Consider the following 15,779-nt stretch of genomic DNA (forward strand, 5'->3'; position numbering starts at 1 on the left):
ATGAACGTCGATGAGACACTCTCTCGGTTCTCCGACCTGACGTACGGCACGGCGCTGACCGTGTACGTCCTGGCGATGATCCTGTTCCTGGCATCGCTGGCCGCCAAGAACAAGACCCTCGAGAAGTCGAACGAGCTCGTCGCCGCGGGTGCGGTCGGTGGTTCGCCGGTGGTCGATCCCGATGACGTGCGGACGCCGGGCAAGCTTCAGGCCGCGGAGAAAGCGCCGCTGGGGGACCGGTTGGCCAAGATGGCCTACGGTGTGGTGCTCCTGGCGACTGCGCTGCAGATCGCGTCGATCGTGTTGCGCGGTTTCGCAACCGGCCGGGCGCCCTGGGGCAACATGTACGAGTTCGTCTCCATCAGCTGTGCCGCAGGCATGATCGCGGCCCTGGTGGTGTTGCGCAAGCGTGAGTACCGTCCGCTGCTCGGATTCGTATTGCTGCCGATTGTCATCCTGCTGTTCATCGCCGGCACCTACCTCTACACCAACGCGGCACCCGTGGTCCCGGCGCTCAAGTCCTATTGGCTGGCCGTCCACGTCTCGATCGTCGCACTCGGATCCGGAGTCTTCCTGGTCTCGGGTGTGGCAAGCATCCTTTACCTGCTGAAGCTGAAGTACCCCGAGCCGAGCGATCGATTCTGGGGTCGGATCCTGCAGCGCGTGCCGTCGGCGCAGACGCTCGATCGTCTCGCCTATAAGACCGTCGTGTTCGCGTTCCCGCTGTTCGGTCTCGGTGTCATCTGTGGTGCCATCTGGGCCGAAGCCGCCTGGGGCCGGTTCTGGGGATGGGACCCCAAAGAGACGGTCTCGTTCATCGCCTGGGTGATCTACGCGGCCTACCTACATGCGCGTGCCACTGCCGGTTGGCGGAACACGGCGGCGGCATGGATCAACATTGCCGGCTTCGTGGCGATGTTGTTCAACCTGTTCATCATCAACTTGGTGGTATCGGGCCTGCACTCCTACGCCGGACTCTGATCGCAACACAAAAGGCGCCCTGACCAGTTGGTCAAGGGCGCCTTTCGGCATATCAGGTGGTCTGTGGCGTCACTTCAGAGGTGTCTCCGACGGCACTATCAAGGGCGTCTTCGACGCGCGTCAGCTCACGCGGTCGTTCTGCTGCTTCTTGACAACCTTCAGGAGTTCGATCACAACGTCGAGGGTGTCGGTCGAGATCGCCTCGTGCCGAAACGCTGCGAGGTGTGCGCCGGTCTCGGCGGCCATCTGCACATATTCACGTTGCTGTTCTACGCGTTTGAGATCCTCATCTGGATCCGTCAAGAAATAGGTGACGCTGATTTCGAATGCCCGGGAAATTGCTTCGACGGTTCGAAAAGACGGGGTTTTGGCTTTGCCGGTCCGCAGCTGGGAGATATATGCGTCACTGAGGGTGTAGCCGAGTTGGTTCGCCTTCAGGGCAATCTTCTTGCCCGTGTAGGGAATTCCGTTCTCGTCGCGCACGGTGCTGAACAATTCGTTCAGGTGGTCGGCAAACGTTTTTCCATCGTGTACAGCAGCCACTTATCTAACTCCCAGACCTGAGATTTGACCGCAGCAGTGTGAAGCGGTCGAACTAGAGCGTGACTCTACCTTTAAAGTTCGCAAAAGGGGTACCGAGAGCAGGCATCTTCTAGCAATTTGGGTACGTTAACTTTGGACTTAATTCGGCAAATATGGGCTGCGGAATTAGATCGCAATTTTTGGACAAAAGGCCAAAAAAATTTGGACAGTTGTGCAGGCTAAGTAACGTTAATCAGAAGGGCCAGCCAATGTCAGTCAGTGGAATTGGGCCGGTCGTCACCGTCGGAATTGAACTTCGGATTCTTGTCGCGGGCTTTGCGCTCCAGATCGTTCAAGAATTCGAGATCATCGTCCGGACCGACGGGTCCGCGCTTCATCTGACGTCGCGGAATCTGAGGTCCACTGGTCTCTCCGCCCGCTGCATCGGGCCCGAACGCGCGCCATGCAAGATAGGTCAGTGCCAGCAAGCCGATGATGGCGAGTAGGTAAATCATTTCGGCACCTCCAGAATCAAAGCCGTTGAGGCCAGGCTACTGGAGGTGCCGACCCGTGGTGCCTGCCTGAGCTGAACGCACGCCGCCGACAGATGCACGAGTGTGGTCTGAGCTGGTCGGACGTGATCTGGTTCAGCTACCGGTAGCGGGCGTGCGGCGATTGAGGAGCTCGACGACGTCCTCTTCGCGGAATCGGCGGTGTCCACCGGGCGTGCGGATGGCGCCGAGAAGTCCTGAGCTGGCCCACCGGGCGACAGTCTTGGGGTTGACGTTGAACATCGCGGCTACCTGGCCGGGAGTCAGCGTGTGCTGACTGGCAGCCTGGGGCGAGAGGATCGGTCCGGGGTTGTTCAAGCCGGGGTTGTTCAAGCCGGGCGTGGGGGCGGATTGTCCGAGATGGCCTGCAAACGTCATGGCTGCTCCTATCGAGTGGGCCGTCAATCGCATGCCTCAGGTCCCGGGTGGAGCTTCGGCAGAGATTGTGTGCAGTTCTCCCGCGTGTCTCTGGAGGAGCCTACGACTCATGGTTACACCGAAATGCCCAGGTATTCGAATAGTTAGGTGTTGGTAAAGCGATTGCAAAGCCGGACGTTCCCGGGCCGCTCGGTGCGCAGTAAGGTCTAGGACGTGAGCACGAACGAGCCATCTGCAAACAAACGGCCTTCTGCAAAGAAGGGCCGCACACCTCCTGTCGTGGAGCCGACGCCCGGTGCCGGACGCCGACTGGCGATCGACCTGGTGCTCTTCACCGGCGCCCGGATCGCTCTGGTGATCGCGTTGGCAGGCGCGATCTACCTGATCGGTCAGGCAGTGGGGATCGACGTTCCGATACTGGTGGCCGCGTTCTTTGCGGTGATCATCGCCTTGCCGTTGGGAATGTTGCTGTTCAAGGGCCTGCGGGACCGCGTGAACGTCGGTATCGCGACGGTCGATGCCGGCCGCAAGGCGCAGCGCGAGAACCTGACGTCGCGGCTTCGTGGTGAAGACGGATCTGACAAGTAGTCATGGCGAACGCTGGGGACGGCGCGGAGCCGGGGTGGACGCGTCAGGTCGACAGGCGGGCCGATCGCGGGTGGGTCGACAACGCGATCCGGCTCATCGACGCCGATGCGACCCGTAGCGCTGACACGCATCTACTGAGATTTCCGCTGCCTGCCTGGTCGCGGTGGGACACGACTTCGGGTGCCACCGGGATTTCGCTCTATCTGAAAGACGAGAGCACCCACATCACGGGTTCGCTCAAGCATCGTCTGGCGCGGTCGTTGTTTCTCTATGCCCTGTGCAACGGCTGGATCACCGAGGGGACCACGGTCATCGAGGCCTCATCGGGTTCGACAGCGGTGTCCGAGGCCTACTTCGCGCAGTTGATCGGCGTCCCGTTCATCGCGGTGATGCCCGCGACGACATCACCGGCCAAGATCGGGCTCATCGAGCGACAGGGTGGACTCTGTCATTTTGTCCACCGGTCCGATGAGGTGTACGCCGCTGCGCAGCAGTTGGCCGATCAGACGAACGGCCACTTCATCGATCAGTTCACGATGGCCGAACGCGCCACGGACTGGCGTGGGAACAACAACATCGCCGAATCCATCTTCAGCCAGTTGTCGCAGGAAGAGTTCCCGGTGCCGACATGGGTGGTCGTGGGTGCCGGAACCGGCGGAACCTCGGCCACCATCGGCCGCTTCATCCGATATCGGCGGCACCACACCTGGCTGTGTGTCGTCGACCCCGAGAACTCGGCGTTCTACCCGGCCTATCGCGACGGTGACGCGGATCCGGCGGGGCCGTTGCCCGGCTCCCGCATCGAAGGGATCGGTCGTCCGCGGGTCGAGCCCTCGTTCGTCTCACAGGTGATCGACCGCATGGTGTCGGTACCCGACGACGCGAGCATCGCCACCGCCAGACGCGCCAGTGAGGTCCTGGGTTGGCGGGTGGGTGGGTCGACCGGAACCAACCTCTGGGGCGCGCTGCGCCTGGTCGCCGAAATGCGAAGGGAAGGTACGCCGGGCAGCGTCGTCACTCTCCTGTGCGACGGCGGGGATCGGTATTCCGACACGTACTACAACGACGACTGGGTCGCAGGTGCCGGTCTGGATCTGACCCGTGCCGAAGCGACACTGGAGAAGTTCTTTACGACGGGGGAGTGGATTGAGTGAGCAGAGCTCGGGATTGAGTGACGTCCGGGAGGCGGATGGACGGCCGATCGTGGAAGCGATCAATCTGGTTCGGGAGTACCAGATGGGGCAGGAGAAAGTCCGTGCGCTCGACGGTCTCAACCTGACGCTGCAAGCGCGTCAGTTCGTGTCCATCGTCGGGCCGTCCGGCGCAGGCAAGAGCACGCTGCTCCATGTCCTGGGGGCTTTGGATGTCCCGGACTCCGGATCGATCATCGTCGATGGTCTCGACCTGGCGACGTTGTCCGAGGAACAGCAGTCCGAGTTCCGGCGTAAGCGGGTCGGATTCATCTTCCAGTTCTTCAATCTCATCCCGACGATGTCGGCATGGGAGAACGTCGCGTTGCCACGGCTGCTCGACGGTAAGTCGCTCAGGTCGGCCAAGTCGGAGGCCATCGCACTCCTGGATCGGGTCGGGCTCGGCGAACGTTCGAAGCACCGACCATCCGAGCTGTCCGGCGGACAGATGCAGCGCGTGGCGATTGCGCGGTCGCTGATCATGAGCCCGCGGATCGTCCTCGCCGATGAACCGACCGGAAACCTCGATTCGCAGACGGGCGAATCGATCCTGGAGTTGCTCTCCGAGGTCGCGCACGAAGGTGACGGTCGACTGGTGGTGATGGTGACCCACGACAACAAGGCCGCTGCGCACGCCGACCGGACGATCACCGTGCGGGACGGGAAGATTCAGGCGTGAAGCCGTCGGCACTGTTCGGGCCGGTTCTCGCCGGCCTGACCCGGATCAGGCTTGTCAATCTCCGCGAACTGCTCGGCCACCGGCTCCGCGTGACCACCTCTCTGATGGTGGTGGTTGTCGCCTCGGCGCTGTTGGTGGCGGTGTTCGGGACCTACGGGTCGCTGACGTCGTCTGTGCAGAAGCTCAGCGACACCATTTCCGGTACGGCCGACCTCGAGGTCGCCGGGATCGTCGACTCCGGTGTCAGCGATGAGCTGATGGGTGCAATTCGTCGCGATGCCCCTGCTGCGAGAAGCGTTGTGCCGCTGATCAACAGCCCGGTATACGTCGACGGCGAGCGAATCACGGTTCTCGGCAGTGACAACAACATCACTGCCCTCGGTGGTGGTCTCCGCGATGCCGTGGAGTCGGCCGTCAGTGACGGCGGCACCAACGTGACCGAGTTGATGTCCGGGATCAGTGTCGGTAAGGCCACGGGATTTCAGAAGGGTCAAAAGGTTTCGATCAACGGCGTCGACACCGAGGTCACGATGGTGATCGATGCCCCGGAAGCCGGCAGCATCAACGGGGGCAGGTTCATCTTCGCCTACCTCGGGCTGGCGCAACAGCTGACCGATCACGAAGGCCGCGTCGATTCCATCCTGGTGACGAAGGAATCCGGGAGTTCCACCGATGAGCTCCGTGAGCAGCTGAACTCGGTCGTCGATGGCCGCGCCGCCGTGGTCAGTCCCGACTTCCGCACGAAGCAGGCCGAAACAGCCTCTGCGACAACCCGAAATTCGACGCTCCTGGTATCGCTGATCTCCCTGGTGATCGCCGGGTTCCTGGTTTTCAACACGATGAACATGGCGGTCGCATCGCGGCGTTCATCGATCGCGATGATCCGTGCCCTCGGCGGGCGGCGCGGACCACTGGTCGCCGACCTGGTCGGTGAGGCGGCACTGTTCGGACTGGTTGGCGGTCTGATCGGGGTACCCGTGGGCATCCTCGCGGGGCGCTGGGCGATCGGTCAGTTGCCCGAGGTGTTGGGATCTTACGGCGCAACCATCGAGTTCGGGCTACCGTCGTATGCCGCGCCTGCCGCGGTTATCGCCTGCGTCCTGGCCTGTACCGGGGCAAGCGTTCTCGCGGCCCGGTCGGTGTTCGCGGTGTCGCCGATCGAGGCGATGTCCGGTGGTGTCGCGGCCGAGGGCCGGGCCGGCCGGGGGATCGCAGCAAAGATCTGTGCCGTCCTCGGGGTGGTTCTCATCGTTGTCGGTGTGATCATGGCCAACCGGATCCAGAGTGCCGCGGTGGCGACCGCCGGTATCGTCTTCTGTGTCGGCATGCTGCTGGTGTGTTACTCCGTCACAAGACCTTTGGTCGCTGCGGTCAGCCGGCTCGCGGCACTGCTCGGCGGACCTGGGAAGCTGAGCGCGGTCAATACCGAACGGGCACCGCGCCGGGCCTGGGCGACCTTGATGACCGTTGCGGTCGCGATCACGGTCGGCCTGTGTACCTCCGGCGTGATGAGCAACCTGGTATCGTCGATCACCAACTCGTTGGATGGCTTGGGCGACACAGACTTCTACGTGTCCTCCCATGACAAGGCGACCGTCCCCGATGGGCCGATCCTCGACCCGGCGGTGGCCACCGCGATCGCCGAGGTGCCGGGGGTGCAGAGCGTTGTCGGTGGCCAGTGGGCCTCGGTGAACATCGGTGAATCCCTGGTGCTGTTGCAGGGGCTGCAACCGGGTACCAGCGCGCCGTTCGTGAGCAAAGGGTCGCCGGAGGTGATCGATGAGGTTCTGGCTGGACGCGGCATGATCATGTCGCGGACGATGGCGACCAATCTGGGTGTCGGGACCGGTGATTCGGTCGAGATCGCCTCACCGACCGGGTACCACGCACTGCCGGTGCTACAACTCGTCGACTATGTGAGCATCAACTCGGGTACCGCGGCCATCTCCCATGACCTGTTGTCGCAGTGGTTCAACCGGCCCGGTGACACCTATCTTCAGGTGACGCTCGAACCCGGTGTGTCGCAGGAGGATATCCGACCTGCGCTCGATTCGGCCGCCGACGGTGCCACGACGATGCCGACCTCTGTCTACACGGGCCAGGAAGGCCTCGACGCAACCAAGGCGTCGGTCGAACAGTCCGGCGCCTTCGCGATCGCCATCCAGTGGATCGTCGCGGTTGTCGCCGCCATTGCATTGCTGAACACGTTGATGCTCTCGGTGATCGAGCGAAAGCGTGAACTCGGTGTCCTGCGCGCCATGGGTGCCTCCCGCAAGTTCGTCCAGCGGATGGTCCTGGCCGAAGCGGCAGCGGTCGCGGCGGTGGGGTCGTTGCTCGGTGTCGTGATGGGAACTGGTCTCCACATCGTCGGCAACAAGATCCTGGCGCAGTCCACGTCGGTGGAGGTGGTCTATTCGCCGCAGCTGCTGATCGTCGGTTATGTCGTCGTCGCCTTCGGTCTTTGTTTTGCCGGGTCTTTCTTCCCCGCTGCCCGCGCCGGCCGGATGAACATCAGCGAGTCCCTCCTCACCGAATAAGATCCCGATCTTGGTGGGTTTTGGTGAGTATTTACCCAGGTCGGGCTCACCAGAACCCACCAGAACTGGGGCGCGGCCTGTGGATAACTCGACAGTTCGTGGCGCTGACGGACTTGGTGGGTCGGCAGACTCTGGCCATGGGGGAATTACCAACCGGGCCGGCGCGTGCGGCCGATCTGCTCGACGTCATGTCGCGACATCAGCTCCGGCTCGAGTACCGCTCTATCCTGCGCGGGGTGTGGTTGCGCAACGATCAGGAGGCCGACTTCGGCGTGATGTCGATTGCGGCCGGGATGCTCAACGACCATGCGGTGCTCTGCGGTTGGTCCGCGGCCCATATCTGGGGCAATCCTTATCGTCCGAAGGTCGCCGAACCGGAAATCGTGGCGCCGATCGATGGCAACAAGCGCTATGAGGGCGTCTGCGTTCGCCGCGTCCAGATCGATCCCGATGAGATCGTCGACCTCGATGGAGTTCGATGCACCTCGCTCGCGAGAACCGGTATTGATCTGGGACGCTTTAATCTTCGCGATGAGGCGGTTGGTGCGCTCGACGCGATGGCCCGGTTGTGGCCCACCCTGCTCGACGAGATGCGTGCCGAACTCAAGCGGTGGGAGAACCACTGGGGGATAGGTAAGGCGATCACAGCGATGCGGCTGGTCGATGCTCGGGCGGAGTCTCCCTGGGAGACCCGCCTGCGTCTGATCCTTTTCGACGAGTGTTTGTGCGGGTGGGAGCTGCAAGTCGAGGTGATGTCCGGGCGCTACCGCCTCGATATTGCGTGGTCGAAGCTCAAGGTCGCCGTGGAATACGACGGTGCCCATCACCGCACCTCCGAACAACATGCCAAGGATCTGGAGAGATGGAACAGATTGCGGGCAGCAGGCTGGATCGTCATCGCCGTCACCGCCGCAAACATCCGATCCGGGCGCGCCGAATTCGTCGAGCAGGTCCGTACTGCTCTGCACTCGAGAGGTTGGTCCTGTCCCGATGTTGGTGGGTTTGGGTGAGCCTGAACTGGGGGAATGCTCACCCAAACCCACCAAAATGGGGCAGTTCCGGGGTGAGTTGTCAATAAATGTTGACAGCTCATGGTTGTCAGGGTAACTTGACAATCGTGCAAGACAACAAAGATGACATCACCACAGCAGTTGCCGATCGTGATCCGGCCAAAGGGCTGGCAGCGGTCAGGGCACTGCGAACGTTGGCCGATCGCCTCGAGGACGTACAGGTCGCCAATGCCCGGCAGCAAGGCTGGAGTTGGCAGGCAATCGCCGACGTTCTGCAGGTGAGCCGTCAAGCCGTGCACCAAAAGCATTCACGCGGCGAATAGCCGCCGCATTCCATATCAGGAAGCGAGACAATATGTTCAACCAAGTCACTCGCGAAAACAGGATGACCCTGGTTTTCGCCTATCAGGAGGCAGCCGACCTCGGACACACCGCACTCGGCAACGATCATCTCATCCTCGGCATGCTGTGCAACGCCCGGAATTCGGTGTTCAACATTCTCGGTGAGCAGGGTTTGACCCTGGCTCAGGCCCGTGAAGTGGTGCGCGAGTACCACGAGGCCAACAAGTCGGGCGCGGACACTGACCGCGTCGATGAAGACCGGGACGCCCTCGCGGCCATCGGGATCGATCTCGACAAGGTTCGCGCAGCGGTCAAATCCGCATTCGGCGATGACATCACGGACAACTGGGGCAAACGTCGTGGTGGCCGTGAAGGTGGCCGTCGGGGCGGCCCGCATGGAGGTCCACACGGACACGGCGGCGGACCACACGGACGCGGGGGACCTCATGGCCGCGGAGGACCTCACGGTCGTTTTCGCGGAGATCCAGGGGAGCGTCCCGAAGGTGACGACACACCTCCGTGGGACCGCGAAGAAGATGAACGCGGCCCCTGGGAAGGCGGCCGTGGCCGACGGGGACCGCGGGGTGGCACGCGCCGGCCCAAGTTCACAACCGATGCCAAAGCGGCAATCACTCACGCGGGCGTCATCGCCCGTGACGCCGGCCGCGCGTTGACCGCGGAGGATGTCCTACTCGGCATCCTGGCCACCGATGATGCGGCCTCGAAGGCGCTCATCGAATCGGTGACAACACCGGAAGCCCTGCGTGAGGCCGTCCTTCAGGCCGCCAGCTAGCCGAAATTGGTGGGTTTTGGTGAGGTCGACCTGCGGGTTTGCTCACCAAAACCCACCAGAATCGGGGGTGGCGGGGTCAGGCCACGAGCAAGCCGATCGTGGTGCCGATCGACCACAGGAGCATTGCCAGGCCGGTCAGTCCGAGCGCGGGAATCAACGCCGGTCCACCGGCGCCTGCGCGCACCGGTACGTTGGCCTTGTAGGCCAGCGGGGCTGCGATCAGACCGAGTAACGCCCACGGGGTCGCCGCGATCAACGCGAGGGTGACAATCGTCGGAATGGCCACGAGTGTCGTGTGCAACATCCGAGTTCGCTTGTCTCCCAGACGAACAGCGAGCGTGACCTTGCCCGATTCGGTGTCGGTGGGGATGTCGCGGAGGTTGTTGGCCACCAGAACCCCACTGGAGTAGCAACCCACCGCCACCGCAGCCAGCACACCGACCCAGTCGATCTTCTCGGCCTGGACAAACTGTGTGCCGAGGACAGCCACAAGTCCGAAGAACACGAAAACGGAAACCTCACCGAAGCCGCTGTACCCGTATGGGTTTCGGCCACCGGTGTAGTACCAGGCCGCGACGATGCAGGCCAGGCCCACCAGGATCAGCCACCAGGCGCTCGACAATGCGAGTACCAATCCGGCGATCCCGGCCACCGCCAGGGCAGTCATCGCCGCGGTCTTCACCGACTTCGGGGTGGCCACCTTGGAACCGACGAGGCGCATGGGACCGACCCGTACGTCGTCGGTGCCACGGATGCCGTCGGAGTAGTCGTTGGCGAAGTTGACGCCGATGATCAGGGCCAACGACACCACCAGCGCCAGCGCTGCTTTCCACCACACGATGTCGCCGGCCCAGCCGGCCGCACCCGTTCCGGCGATCACCGGGGCGATCGCGTTCGGGTAGGTACGGGGCCGAGATCCTTCGAACCACTGCGCTGCGGAAGCCATGGGATCATCCTTCCCCACCGACTTTCGACATCATCTCTGCCCACCCCTTTGGTCGGACTCCGCCGGGATCCGTGTCCGCGATACTCTGTTGGGGCGCTGCTGACCTGCAGTTTTGTTTGACAACCGGTGACCTATAGCGAGGAACACGTGCAATCTGTCGGAGTGGCACCGATCATCGGACTGCTCGGACCGGTCGCCATCGCGGACGAAAACGGACAAATGCGACCCGTTCCGGGGGTTCGTGCACGACGATTGCTCGCCGTGCTGGCGTTGGCACCGGGCAGCCAGCGGTCACAGTCGGCCCTCATCGACGGCGTCTGGGGCGACGATCTGCCCCGGTCGCCGCAATCGGCGTTGCACACACAGATCTCGCGTCTTCGGCCATTGCTTCCCGACGGTGCAATCGAAGCCGGTCCCACCGGATATCGATTGACTCTCGCGCCCGAGGCCATCGATGTCTTTGCGGTTCAGGCGTTGCTGACCAATGGCTCGGCGGAGTCACTGGACGCGGCCTCGGACCTGTGGCGCGGCGAGCCAGGTGACGATCTCGGGGACGACGATCTCGCCGGTGCTGTGCGGCAGACCGCCGATCGTGTACTCGCCGACCTGGACGAACACAGATCACGCAAAGCATTGGCGGACGGGGATTTCGACACCGCCCGGACCCTGGCCCAACGGCGATGTGATGCCGATCCGCTCGACGAGTCTGCGCACGCCACGTTGATCCGCGCGCTGGCGGGCATGGGCCGCAGCGCAGAGGCGTTGGCGGTATTCGCACGTCTGCGCCGCACGTTGTCGAGCGAACTCGGTGCCGACCCTGGTCCGGAGATCGTTGCGCTGCACGAACAGCTGTTGCGGCCGCCGCTTGCAGCCGAGCCTCCACGAGAGGCCGCCCGTGCGATGTCGGTTGGTCTGTCGGCCGAGCCCAATGAGCTGCTCGGTCGTACCGAAGACATCGCCCACATCCTTTCGCTGCTCCGACAGTCCAGAGTTGTGACGATTCAGGGACCCGGCGGGTCCGGAAAGACGCGTATTGCCAACCGCATCGGACATCTGGTTGCCGATGACGGTGTTCGTGTCTTCTTTGTCGAGTTGGCCTCGGTGCGCGGAGCCGACGACGTGCTGGCCGCTGTGGCCGCAACCCTTGGCGTCGGTGAATCGGACGTCGGTCCCGCGGGCCGCCCACGCCTGGCCTACTCCGACCTGCAGAGCCGTCTGTCCGATGCCCTGACGTCGGAGAGCCTGGTCATCTTCGACAACTGTGAGCACGTGGTGGACGCCTGTGCTCAGATGGCGACCGAACTCATCGGAATGTCTGAGAAGGTACGGCTTCTGACGACGAGCCGGTCGCCGCTGCGGGTCGGTGCAGAGGTGACCCATCAGCTTCCGTCTCTGTCCATCGACGAGAATGGCTCGGCGGCAACCGATCTGTTCATCGCCCGAGCGCGTGCGATCCGACCGGATGTTGCCATCGACGCCGCCGTCGTCGCCGAACTGTGCCGGGCCCTCGACGGGCTGCCGCTGGCCATCGAACTGGCCGCGGCGCGGGTACGAACCATGAGCGTCGCCGAGATATCTGAGCGCTTGTCGCAACGATTTGCCCTTTTACGCACGGGAGATCGATCATCACCGGCCCGGCACCGGACATTGCACGCGGTCATCGAGTGGAGCTGGGATCTGCTCGATGAGCCCGCGCAGGTGGCGATGCGCCGGTTGTGTCGTTTCCCGGGTGGGTTCTCGCGTGCTGCCGCGGCCGAGGTCGTAGGTGTCACCGACTTCGAACTCGACGACGACCTGGAAGCCCTTGTCGACCAGTCGCTTCTGCAGGTCACCGAGAACGGCAGGATGCGCTACCGGATGCTCGAGACCGTGCGGGAGTTCGGTGAGGAGCAACTGGCGGCAACGGACGAAGGCGCTCAGGTCAACTCATCCATCGCGCGCTGGGCCCGGGGATTCGCTGACGATGCCAAGGATCCGTTCGAGAACGGGGAGCAGCCGGCGGTCCTCGCCGCGGTGGCCGCAGAGGCTGACAATCTGGTCTGGGTTTTGCGACGCTGTATGGACCCCGATATGTCTGCGCGCCCGGAAGGCTGGGAGCAGACGATCATCACCTGCTTCCCGGTCCTCTCCGGGTTCTGGTCGATCAGGGGCCTGCACGGTGAGGTGATGACCTGGGCACCGCGGGTGATCGCCGAATTGCCGTACCTCGACCAGACGGCGGTTGCCGCGTTGACCGAGGCAGAACGTGAACATCGACAGGCCACCTACCTCATCGCTGGTGGTCACTTGAGGATGATCCGGCAGTTTCGTCCCCTCGCGGTGGCCAAGTGGCAGCTCAGGAAGCTCTTTCGTGCAGACCTCGCCGACGCCACGCCGATGGACTTCGCCTCCTCGATACTGCTGTCACGCAGTTCCACCGGTGCCCTACGCCGACTCGTTCTCGGCACCCGGAGCAGCAATTCGCAGGTTCGGATGATCGCAACCACCCTCTCTGCCAATGCCCGTGAGAACAACGCTGATCGTCGCGGGGCCATGAAATCTGCCCGCGCGAATCTTGTTGTTGCAGAGTCCCGGCAGGATCATTGGGTAATGGCGGCCACTCTGGTGGAGATCGGTAGTCTGCACGGCCAGGTCGCCGACTACGACATGGCGATCGAGAATTATCGTCGTGCGATCACACTGTTCGAGCAGATGGGTTCCGAACATGATCTGCGGCAGACCCGCGGCTACGTGGTGGCGGGACTCGTCGGCGCCGGGCGTATCGATGAAGCGCGAAAGGAGTTCGCCGTCTTTGCCGAGGGGTGGGTGCCTGCGGATCCGGATCCGCGGATCCATCCTGAGGTTGCCGCGGGGATCCTGGTGTGTGCCGCCGAGCTCGAACGGTACGACGATCGTGTTGATGATGCGGCAGACCTGTTCGACCGTTCGGCGCGAATGTTGTTGTCCGAGCATCCATTCCCAACACAGGATCCCTTTGTGGGGATGGTGATCAGCGTCAGTGTCTGTGGACTGGCACTGGCAGGCCACGTGGCAGAGACCGAAAGGTATCTGCGCAATCTCGCCGAGATCGCGAAGTACATGTTCGAGCCCGGTGGCTTCTACGACCTTCCGCAGTTCGGTTCGATAGCGCTGGCTTTCGGTGCGTCGATCAGCGGCATACACCCCGGATCGGTCGACGGTGCGCGGCTGTTGTTGCTGGCACAGCGGGTGGGTTGCCGGTTGGACTACCCGACATTCATGGCGGTGATGGACCGGCGGCAAGAGTTGGCGGGCATGAACGACGAGATGTGGAACGAACTGGGAGTGGAAATCGACAAGATGTCCCGCCGCCAAGCGGTGCAGGACATCTTGTCGATCACTCAAAAGTTCATGGTCACTGCCTGATTCACGTGTTGCGCATGTACGACTTCACGGTGAGCGGCGCCATGATCGCGATGATGATCGCGGCCCCGACGAGTGACCAGAGCACATGGATGCCGACGTGACCGTTGTTGGTCAACTCGCGAACGGCCGTGACCAGGTGTGAGATCGGGTTGACCTCGACGAAGGCTTGCATCCAGCCCGGCATGGTGTCGGGTTCAACAAATGCATTGGAGATGAACGTCAGCGGGAACAAGATGAGCATCGAAACGCCCTGTACCGCTGAAGCCTTCTTCATGATCGTGCCCATGAACGCGAAGATCCACGACACCGAGAAGCTGCAGACGATGACCAGGAGCGTGGCGCCGATGACCCCGAGCGGATCGGGTCGCCAGCCCATCGCGATACCGACGGCGAAGGTGATGGCCGTGGCGATCAGGTACCGGATGACGTCGGCGAGCAGTGCACCTGCCAACGGACTGATCCGGGCGATCGGTAACGACCGGAAGCGGTCGAAGACGCCCTTGTCCATGTCTTCTCGAAGTTGGGTCCCGGTGACGATGCTGGTGACGATGACGGTCTGGACGAGTATGCCGGGGATGATGATGGGAAGGTAGTCCTGCACGGTGCCTGCCACCGCGCCGCCGAAAATGTACGTGAACATCAGCGTGAAGATGATCGGTTGCAGCACAACGTCGAACAGTTGCTCGGGGTTGTGGCGGATCTTGAGCAGCCCGCGGTAGCCCATGGTGAACGACTGGGCGATCGTGTCGCGGAGCCCGATGGCCGTGACCGGCCGCGGCGCGTGTTCGGCCACGGTGTTCGGTTTTTCGATGAGTGTGGTCATGCTGCGTCCTCCTGCGAGGTGGTATCGGATTCGGCGGGTTTGCCGGTGATGGTGAGAAAGACCTCGTCGAGGCTGGGCTTCTGGACGTTCATGCCCTCGACGACGATGCCCTGCTCACGCAGTGCGATGAGGATGTCGGGCAACAGATCCGGGCGGATCAGCGGAGCCGTGATACGCCCGGCCTCCGGGCTGAGCGTGGCCTGTTCGGAAAGGATCCGCTCGATGATCGCCATCGCGGCCGGCGCCAGAGATTTGTCGGCGGGTGTGAGTTGCAAGGTGGTCGAGCCGATGGAGTTCTTCAATTCATCGGCGGTTCCGTCGGCGATGACCCGGCCGTGATCGATGACGGCGATGCGATCGGCGAGTTGGTCTGCCTCGTCGAGGTATTGGGTTGTCAGCAGCACGGTGCTGCCGTCGGCCACGAGTCGCCGGATGGTGTCCCACATCTGGGCTCGGGTCCGGGGATCGAGCCCCGTGGTCGGTTCGTCGAGGAACAGCAGTGGGGGAGTTGCGATCAGGCTGGCGGCCAGATCGAGCCGGCGCCGCATGCCACCGGAGAACTCCTTGAGTGGGCGTTTCGCGGCGGCGGTGAGCCCGAACTCGTCGAGCAGGTCACTGGCCCGTTGCCGGGAGGCTCTCCGGCTCTTGCCCAACAGGCGACTGAAGACGATGAGGTTCTCGGTGGCCGAAAGGTCTTCGTCGACCGATGCGTACTGGCCGGTGACACCGACGAGCGACCGCACCGCGACCGAATCGTCGGCGACGTCGTATCCGAAGATCCTGGCCTTCCCGGCGTCGGGTCGCAGAAGTGTGGCGAGCATGCGGACGGTGGTGGTCTTGCCCGCCCCGTTGGGGCCGAGGACGCCGTAGACCGTTCCGGTGGGAACGACCAGATCGACGCCGTCGACCGCTCGGGTGGAACCGAAGTGTTTGACGAGCCCGTGGGCCTCGATGGCCGGCGCTCCGGAGTGCAGTGGTGGGTTCATGAAACACACAGTGCGCGCAGGCCCTGTCGTCGCACTGTCACGTTCTGTCGCCGGCTGTCACCTCGTCCA

15 protein-coding genes are annotated in these 15,779 nt (G+C 63.1%); 9 read left to right on the plus strand and 6 right to left on the minus strand.

Annotated features, from left to right (window positions below):
• Window positions 1-981 (plus strand): c-type cytochrome biogenesis protein CcsB, encoded by a 981-nt coding sequence (gene ccsB / locus AC56PL_RS01445; RefSeq protein WP_495514654.1) that lies wholly within the window; start codon window positions 1-3, stop codon window positions 979-981.
• Window positions 982-1,101: 120 nt separating this feature from the next.
• On the opposite strand, the gene AC56PL_RS01450 is transcribed toward ccsB, so the two are convergent.
• The 3 genes from AC56PL_RS01450 to AC56PL_RS01460 all read right to left on the minus strand — a co-directional run bounded on the left by AC56PL_RS01450 (window position 1,102) and on the right by AC56PL_RS01460 (window position 2,432).
• Window positions 1,102-1,524, minus strand: a complete 423-nt coding sequence (locus tag AC56PL_RS01450) for a helix-turn-helix domain-containing protein (RefSeq protein WP_482135741.1) — start codon at window positions 1,522-1,524, stop codon at window positions 1,102-1,104.
• 251 nt (window positions 1,525-1,775) lie between these two features.
• The gene (locus AC56PL_RS01455) at window positions 1,776-2,018 is read right to left on the minus strand and encodes a hypothetical protein (protein ID WP_495514655.1); all 243 of its coding nucleotides are present in this window, start codon (window positions 2,016-2,018) and stop codon (window positions 1,776-1,778) included.
• A gap of 132 nt (window positions 2,019-2,150) precedes the next feature.
• Window positions 2,151-2,432, minus strand: coding sequence for a BldC family transcriptional regulator (locus tag AC56PL_RS01460; RefSeq protein ID WP_495514656.1), 282 nt, complete (start codon window positions 2,430-2,432; stop codon window positions 2,151-2,153).
• Window positions 2,433-2,645: 213 nt separating this feature from the next.
• Between AC56PL_RS01460 and AC56PL_RS01465 the strand changes: the two genes are divergently transcribed.
• From AC56PL_RS01465 to AC56PL_RS01495, 7 genes are all read left to right on the plus strand, one after another.
• Window positions 2,646-3,020 (plus strand): DUF4229 domain-containing protein, encoded by a 375-nt coding sequence (locus AC56PL_RS01465; RefSeq protein ID WP_495514657.1) that lies wholly within the window; start codon window positions 2,646-2,648, stop codon window positions 3,018-3,020.
• A gap of 2 nt (window positions 3,021-3,022) precedes the next feature.
• Complete coding sequence (gene cds1, locus AC56PL_RS01470; RefSeq protein WP_497152814.1) at window positions 3,023-4,174, plus strand: L-cysteine desulfhydrase Cds1; 1,152 nt, start codon at window positions 3,023-3,025, stop codon at window positions 4,172-4,174.
• Between the two features lie 82 nt (window positions 4,175-4,256).
• Window positions 4,257-4,889, plus strand: coding sequence for an ATP-binding cassette domain-containing protein (locus AC56PL_RS01475; protein ID WP_495516006.1), 633 nt, complete (start codon window positions 4,257-4,259; stop codon window positions 4,887-4,889).
• Window positions 4,886-7,426: an FtsX-like permease family protein gene (locus tag AC56PL_RS01480; protein ID WP_495514659.1), complete on the plus strand. Its 2,541-nt coding sequence runs from the start codon at window positions 4,886-4,888 to the stop codon at window positions 7,424-7,426. Before AC56PL_RS01475 ends, AC56PL_RS01480 begins: the two co-directional genes overlap by 4 nt.
• A 137-nt stretch (window positions 7,427-7,563) precedes the next feature.
• Window positions 7,564-8,436 (plus strand): DUF559 domain-containing protein, encoded by an 873-nt coding sequence (locus AC56PL_RS01485; protein WP_495514660.1) that lies wholly within the window; start codon window positions 7,564-7,566, stop codon window positions 8,434-8,436.
• 68 nt (window positions 8,437-8,504) lie between these two features.
• Window positions 8,505-8,759, plus strand: coding sequence for a helix-turn-helix domain-containing protein (locus AC56PL_RS01490; protein ID WP_497152815.1), 255 nt, complete (start codon window positions 8,505-8,507; stop codon window positions 8,757-8,759).
• A gap of 62 nt (window positions 8,760-8,821) precedes the next feature.
• A complete protein-coding gene (locus tag AC56PL_RS01495; RefSeq protein WP_497152816.1) occupies window positions 8,822-9,571 on the plus strand; it encodes a Clp protease N-terminal domain-containing protein in 750 nt (249 codons plus the stop codon).
• A gap of 76 nt (window positions 9,572-9,647) precedes the next feature.
• On the opposite strand, the gene AC56PL_RS01500 is transcribed toward AC56PL_RS01495, so the two are convergent.
• On the minus strand, window positions 9,648-10,517 hold the full coding sequence (locus AC56PL_RS01500; RefSeq protein WP_495514663.1) for a 1,4-dihydroxy-2-naphthoate polyprenyltransferase: 870 nt from the start codon (window positions 10,515-10,517) through the stop codon (window positions 9,648-9,650).
• 147 nt (window positions 10,518-10,664) lie between these two features.
• On the opposite strand from AC56PL_RS01500, the gene AC56PL_RS01505 reads away from it, so the two are divergent.
• The gene (locus tag AC56PL_RS01505) at window positions 10,665-13,901 is read left to right on the plus strand and encodes an AfsR/SARP family transcriptional regulator (RefSeq protein WP_497152817.1); all 3,237 of its coding nucleotides are present in this window, start codon (window positions 10,665-10,667) and stop codon (window positions 13,899-13,901) included.
• Window position 13,902: 1 nt separating this feature from the next.
• Here AC56PL_RS01505 and AC56PL_RS01510 read toward each other — a convergent pair whose 3' ends face one another.
• Window positions 13,903-14,724 carry an ABC transporter permease gene (locus tag AC56PL_RS01510; RefSeq protein ID WP_495514665.1) on the minus strand — a complete coding sequence of 274 codons (822 nt, stop codon included), beginning with the start codon at window positions 14,722-14,724 and terminating at the stop codon, window positions 13,903-13,905.
• On the minus strand, window positions 14,721-15,710 hold the full coding sequence (locus AC56PL_RS01515; RefSeq protein ID WP_497152818.1) for an ATP-binding cassette domain-containing protein: 990 nt from the start codon (window positions 15,708-15,710) through the stop codon (window positions 14,721-14,723). The genes AC56PL_RS01510 and AC56PL_RS01515 overlap by 4 nt, the downstream gene beginning before the upstream one ends.
• Window positions 15,711-15,779: the final 69 nt, after the last annotated feature.

The sequence above is a fragment of the Williamsia sp. Y721 genome, from assembly GCF_059683565.1.